This window comes from Nonomuraea sp. NPDC049784 (assembly GCF_040659615.1).
In the GTDB taxonomy this organism is placed as follows: domain Bacteria; phylum Actinomycetota; class Actinomycetes; order Streptosporangiales; family Streptosporangiaceae; genus Nonomuraea.
In genome coordinates this window covers 1-1,244 of sequence record NZ_JBFAMX010001246.1, presented here as the reverse complement: position 1 = coordinate 1,244, position 1,244 = coordinate 1, and the positions used below count along the sequence as shown (strand labels likewise).

Genomic DNA, 1,244 nt, shown 5'->3' with positions numbered 1-1,244 from the left:
GTCGCCCGCCAGCCGCCCCGCCGTCATCATGATGGAGAACGCGGCATACCCCGCGGCGGCGAACCCCGGTGAGGCGGCCAGGTCCTCGCGCAGGTAGACCGAGCTCCAGTCGGCTGAGGCGCCCTCGCCCACCAGGCAGCAGAACGCCAGCACGCCCAGGAACACGATCCCCTTGGGCCGCGCGTCCGACCCGCCAGAGCCAGAGCCAGAGCCTGAGGCCGGGTCCTGGGCGGAGGGCGGGACCGAGCGCAGGGCCCAGCGGGCGGCCCAGATCGCCAGCAGCGCGATCACCGTGCCCATCGACAGGAACGTGGCCGCGGCGGACAGGCCGAGGTGCGCGAACAGGCCGCCCGCCGTGGCGCCCGTGAACCCGCCGATGCTGTAGACGGCGTGGAACGACGACATGATCGGCCGCCCGTAGGCCCGCTCGACCTCCACCGCGTTGGCGTTCATGGCCACGTCCAGGATCCCGTGCACGATCCCGAACGCCAGCAGCGTCCCCGCCAGCGCCCACAGGCTCGGGGCGTAGGTGGGCGGCACGAGCACGACGCCCTGCAGGAGAGCGGCCGGGATCATGACGCGGCTGCTGCCGTGCCGGTCGACCAGCCGGCCCACCGCGGTCATCCCGGCCATCGCCCCGCCCGCGATGGCCAGCAGGGCGAGGCTGAACTGGCCGTCTCCCAGCTCGAGGTGCTCCTTGATGGCGGGGATGCGCGCCGTCCAGGTGCCCATGGCCGTGCCGGCCAGGAAGAAGAGCAGGTAGACCGCCGTACGTTCCCGCCTGAGGACGCCCTGCCGAGTGCCGGGCGCGGGTCTCACGCGGCCTCCCTGACCGTCACCCCGGCCGCCACCAGGGCGTCGCGCTCCTCGCCCGGTATGCCGGAGTCCGTCACCACCACGTCCAGCCGCGAGATCGGGCAGACCGCGCCGAAGGCCGTACGCGCGAACTTGCCCGAATCGCACGCCACGATCACCCGCCGCGCCGAGGCGATGGCCGCCTGCTTGACCGCCACCTCCGGCAGGTCGTGCGCGGTCAGCCCGTGCTCGGCCGACAGCCCGCAGCAGCCGATCACCGCCGTGTCGAACCGCAACGCCTTCAACGAGCTCTCGGTCAGCGGCCCCATGAAGTTCAGCTCGCCCTGGCGTACCTCGCCGCCGGGCAGCACCAGCCGCACGCGTGGCGCGGCGGCCAGCAGCGACACCGACTGCAGGGCCAGCGGCAGCACGGTCAGGCGGCGGTCGTG

General features: G+C 73.6%; 1 protein-coding gene and 1 pseudogene. Both read right to left on the bottom strand.

What is annotated here, in order from left to right; translation table 11 throughout:
* A partial coding sequence (locus AB0J09_RS65120) for an MFS transporter (RefSeq protein WP_360714547.1) occupies window positions 1–819 on the bottom strand: 819 nt, incomplete at its 3' end.
* Window positions 816–1,244 (bottom strand): annotated as a pseudogene (locus AB0J09_RS65115) (decarboxylase); the annotation flags it as partial. The gene AB0J09_RS65120 and the pseudogene AB0J09_RS65115, both read right to left, overlap by 4 nt.